Annotated in this window: 2 protein-coding genes; one reads left to right on the top strand and one right to left on the bottom strand. The window is 53.9% G+C overall.

What is annotated here, in order from left to right:
* The coding region (locus ACWA6V_RS17030; protein WP_449523614.1) for a galactose-binding domain-containing protein at positions 1-2,952 on the bottom strand (2,952 nt) is incomplete at its 3' end.
* A 530-nt stretch (positions 2,953-3,482) separates the two neighbouring features.
* Here ACWA6V_RS17030 and ACWA6V_RS17025 point away from each other — a divergent pair.
* Positions 3,483-5,177: RecQ family ATP-dependent DNA helicase (locus ACWA6V_RS17025; RefSeq protein WP_449523613.1), on the top strand; the 1,695-nt coding region annotated here is incomplete at its 3' end.

Here is a 5,177-nt window from a genome sequence, read left to right as displayed (position 1 = left end):
CGGGTCGCCGCTATTGTTGATCACCCGTTGGATGCCGCCATCGTTGGTCAGGTTCACCGTCACCATGTGTTCGAATTTCACATTGGGTGATGTAGGTGTTTCTATCGCACGCGAGAGGAACACGTTCGGGCGCAAGAACACCGCATAGATTCCCATCCCGCGTGCGTCATGTTGCGTCACTGAATCGGCGACTTTGTATGACGCCCAACCATTCACACCTGTACCGCTGCGCCATTGATCTTGTGCGGGTGGATCGTAAGGAATTTCGGATTGGTAGAAATAGGTCTTGCCGTTGTTGCCGTTCCAGAGCACTTGATACTCCTGGTAATGCTCGACGAATAAACCGTAGGCAGACACGTTATTGCCGTTCACAACCAGGCCGTTGGCGGCGGTATTCAAGTCCCAGGCGACACCGTCACCATGGTCGGCGCGCCACAGCCAGGTGTGGTCGATAATCACATCGTTACTGTTTACCAACAGGCTCACGTTCGCACGGCCAACGCCATTGCCACCCACGCGCACAAAAATATCGTGCAATACCGTCGGGTTCGAGGCGTGGCTGGCATTGCTGCCATTTTCACCGACGCGGATCAGCACCGGTGAATTGAGCGCATGGGCATCAACCATCAAGTGGGAGAGGGTTACGCCATCGACATCGGCCACTTCCACTACGCTGTTACCATTGGTCGGGGTCAGGGTCGCATAGCCCATACCCAGCACAACAGTATTGGCGCGGTTGATTTTGATCGATTCCGCCAGTGGATAAATGCCGGGAGTGAGCAGCAGGTTTTTGCCTTGGTTGAGTGCGGCGTTGATGGTGGTGGCGTTATCGACACCCGCGCGCGCCACGTAGAACTGGCTGATCGGCAGCGAGGTGCCGGCCGATTGGCCATTCGCCCAGGACAAGCCTTTGCTGTTGGTGCGCAGCGCTGGCACAAACACCTCATAGTTGCTGCCGTTCAGGTAGAGGAATGGCTTCTCGCGTATGACGGGAGTGCTATCGATAAAGGTGTTGGCCGAGGCTGGCCAGGTACCGCCCGGCAGGTTGTTGGCGATCCCCAAAAACACCATATTCCACAAGCTGCCGGTACAACTGCCCCACTGGCTGTTGCGCGATACCCACTGCTGTTGCGAGCCGGTGCCTACGTCGTAATCCACTTTGGAATCCGCCAGCCAGCCGCCACTCGCCCAACCGCCGTAGTAGTGCAGGATCAGGTTGTTGTTGCGCACATGCATACGGCGCATAGGAGCCGCTTGCGAGACCGACCAGAGCATGCCTCCGCCGGGTGGGGTGACCGAGAAGTTCTCGATGCCGCGCCAGAAGTTTTGCGTGGAGTTGTTATTAGGTAGGACGGGATAGGAGACCACTTGCCCGACGATATGCACATCATCCGGCATCGCCCCCAAGCCGATCACATGGGTAAAGAAGCCGACCGGAATCTCCAGGTTGTAAGTGCCCGGTTTGAACATAATCACATCGCGCGGGGTGCCGAATTGGTTATCGCGCTGACGCTCGTAGATCTCGTTGATTTTGGCTTGCATCTGCGCCTGTGGCATGGCCGGGTCGAAAATCGTCACGTTGCTGCCGAAGTTGATAGCGTTGCTTTCGCTCTCGGTGGATACCGGAAAGGCCGCACTCGCCGCAGAAGCGCCGACGCGGTTGATCGCCACAACGGTAAACGAGTAAACCGTGTTGGGCGTGAGGCCGGTAATTACCGCATTAGTTGCCGTGGGTGATGCCACCAGTACGCCGTTTTGGTAGACGCGGTAGCCGGTCGCATTGCAGGGTGGAACCGAGGTGAAAGGCGCCGTCCAGGACAGGGTCAAGGCCGTGGTAGTCACGCCGCTCGCATTCAAACCGGTGGGTGCATTGAGCACACTCCCACATTGATCCGTCGATGATACTGATGAGGACGAAAGTGACGAGGAGCGTGAAGAGGGTGTCACGGAAGATGACGTTGCCGGTACCGATGATGACGTCGCTGGCGCTGAGGACGATGTTGTCGCAATCGATGAGGATTTGCTTGACGGTGCGACTGAGCTTGAAGGCCCGACTGACGACGGCGCCGAGGATGAACCTGTGCCACCGCTACGGCTGCCGTATACATCAAACTCCCACAGTGAATAGCCGTAACCCGTGCCGCGCGCCACACCATTCATACGCACATAGCGGCCGGTAGCGCTGAGGTTGATTTCATCGATTCCACCGTCGCCGCTAGGGGTGGAGTAAATCGTTGACCAGGTAGTAGCGTTGTCTGACACCTGGATCTGGTACGACTTGCCATAGGCCGCCTCCCAATTGAGCGCGACTTTGCTGATAGTCGCGCTGCTACCCAAATCGAGGCTGATCCATTCGGCGTCGTTAAAATTGCTGCCCCAGCGGGTGCCAGTATTGCCATCCACTGCGCTTGCCGCAGTAAAGCCGCCCTCTTGCGACGATGCCGTTACCGGTGCATTGCGCGAGAGCATGCTCGCCGTTTGGCCAAATTGGCCGTACACCTGCATCTCCCACAGCGAATAACCGTAGCCATTTGCACGCGCGCTGCCGTACATGCGTACATAGCGGCCGCTGCCACTCAGCGCGATGTCATCGATACCGCCGTCGCTGTTGGTAGTGGAGTAGATATTTGTCCAGCTGGTGCCGTTGTTCGATATCTGAATCTGGTAGGCCTTGCCGTAAGCTGCCTCCCAATTTAAGAGCACGCGGTTGATGGTCGCCACTGCGCCCAAATCAACGGTAATCCATTGTGGATCGGCAAACACACTGCCCCAGCGGGTGCCGGTGTTGCCATCAACCGCCATAGATGCCGCCAGCGCAGCACCTTCCTGCGTTGATGCTGTGACTGGTTTGCCTTGGGATAACAGAGTCTGTGCCGACGCTGTTGGGGAAAATACACTCGCAGCCAAAGGCACTAAAATTGCCCCCAGCCGCACTAACTGCCGCTTTAACATGGTGGATACTCCAGAGTTATTTTTATTTAATGGAACGGTTTAACTGCACAATGGAACGGCACATCGCCGACGGCAATGCAGTGCATAAGCGATGTGGTGCTGGCATTCTAGGGCGCTGGGTAAAACTGTCGTCCGGTCGGCAACATCGAACGAAAATCTGTGTGTTCGGCTAATTCACAACAACACTACCTGTTAAAAATCATTGCCAATCAATTGCTTAAGCGCAGTTGAAAAAACGCGCGCGCGAAGGGGAAAACATTTTTTCTGCATTATTGCGGGAGCATTGGGTGCCATAGGTTCGCGTGCGCAATGATTAATCGGGTTTGCGCAAACCTGTTGCAGGTGCAACGCACAAAAGTGGGAAGTATTTTTGCGGAACTGGCGCACAGAAAAAATGCGCATGAAATTCGCGCTGGATGAACCACAAAGTGAAACAGAGCGTTTATGATGCGCGACTTAGTTGCCCGTTTAACCGCATCATCAATTACATCATCGCTCATGGAAGAATGCTTATGACAACAGGAACCAAAATGACTTCACCGACAACGCTGTTACAAAACACCTTTAAATTACCTGCCTTCCGCCCCGGTCAGGAGGCGGTCATTCATGCGCTGCTGCAAGGTCATTCTGCGCTCGCGGTGTTCCCCACTGGCGGCGGCAAAAGTCTCTGCTATCAATTGCCCGCGCTGCTGCTCGAGGGCTTGACGCTGGTGGTATCGCCATTGATTGCCTTGATGAAAGATCAGGTTGATGCGTTGCAAGCGTTGGGCATTAACGCCGCGCGTTTGGATTCATCGCTCGGTAAAGATGAGACGCAAGCAATTTATGCAGCGCTGCACGATGGCAGTTTGAAATTATTGTATGTCTCGCCCGAGCGCTTGAAAAACGAACGTTTTGTTCAGCGGCTCAGCCAGCTCAATATCAGCTTACTGGCCATAGATGAAGCCCATTGTATTTCCGAGTGGGGCCACAATTTCCGCCCCGATTATTTACTGCTCGCCGACCTCGCGAAAAAATTGCGCGTTGCGCGTGTACTTGCATTAACTGCGACTGCAACTCCCAGCGTTGCCGCCGATATTTGCAAACAATTTGCGATCCAACCTGCGCATCACATACAGACGAGTTTTGCGCGCCCCAATTTGCAATTGCGTGTAACACCTTGCACGGCGGACACGCGCATCGAATTATTATTGGCGCGTTTGCATAAACATCCGCGCGATGCCGCGACTATTGTCTACGTCACCCTGCAAAAAACAGCCGAAGAAGTTGCGGCGGCAATTAACGCGGCAGGTTTAAGTGCGGCGCACTATCACGCCGGTTTAAAAGACGACGAACGCGAACAAGTACAAAACCAGTTTATGAGCGGAGAAGTACCGATTGTAGTTGCGACTATCGCGTTTGGAATGGGTATCGATAAAAGTAATATCCGCGCCGTCTACCATTTTAATTTACCCAAATCGATTGAAAACTACGTACAGGAAATTGGCCGCGCCGGGCGCGATGGCAATCCATCACTGTGCGAAATGCTGGCAGTGGGCGATGATATCCGCGTGCTGGAAAATTTTACCTACGGCGATACGCCCACCGCCGAAAGCCTGCGCGCGCTAGTCGAACACCTGCTCGCGTTTGATGATGTGTTTGATATTTCTACCTATGAGTTGTCTAACCAGTTTGACCTGCGCCCGCTGGTATTAAATACCGCGCTCACCTATCTTGAGTTGCAAAATGTCATCAGCGCCCAGAGCCCGTTTTACACCGAATACAAAGTCAGTTTCATTCAGGATAAACAATTTATCCTGTCCCAGTTTGACGCTGAGCGCGCCGCATTTTTGCAGCAACTATTCTCCGCCGGGCGCATGGGCAGAAAATGGCTATCACTCGATATGCTCACCATTCCCCTGCAATTAAATGAACCCAAAGAGCGCATTACCAAAGCGCTGGACTATATTGCCGAAAAAGGTTGGATCGAATTAACGGTCGCCAATTTGCGTCAAGGCTACAAAAATAATCAGTCGATCAATTCACCAGAAAAACTCAACGCACTCTGTGAACATTTAAATACATTATTTGCGGAGCGCGAAGCGCGCGATATCAAACGCATCCACAGCGTACTCGAGTTTGCCAATAATCCCGCTTGTTTAAGCCAGGAGTTGATGCAATATTTTGGCGAAGCCAGCGCGCAGGCCTGCGGCATTTGCAATCACTGCCGCAACACTTCACCTGCA

This window comes from Cellvibrio sp. (genome assembly GCF_053579595.1).
This window is presented reverse-complemented; position numbering and strand designations above follow the sequence as displayed.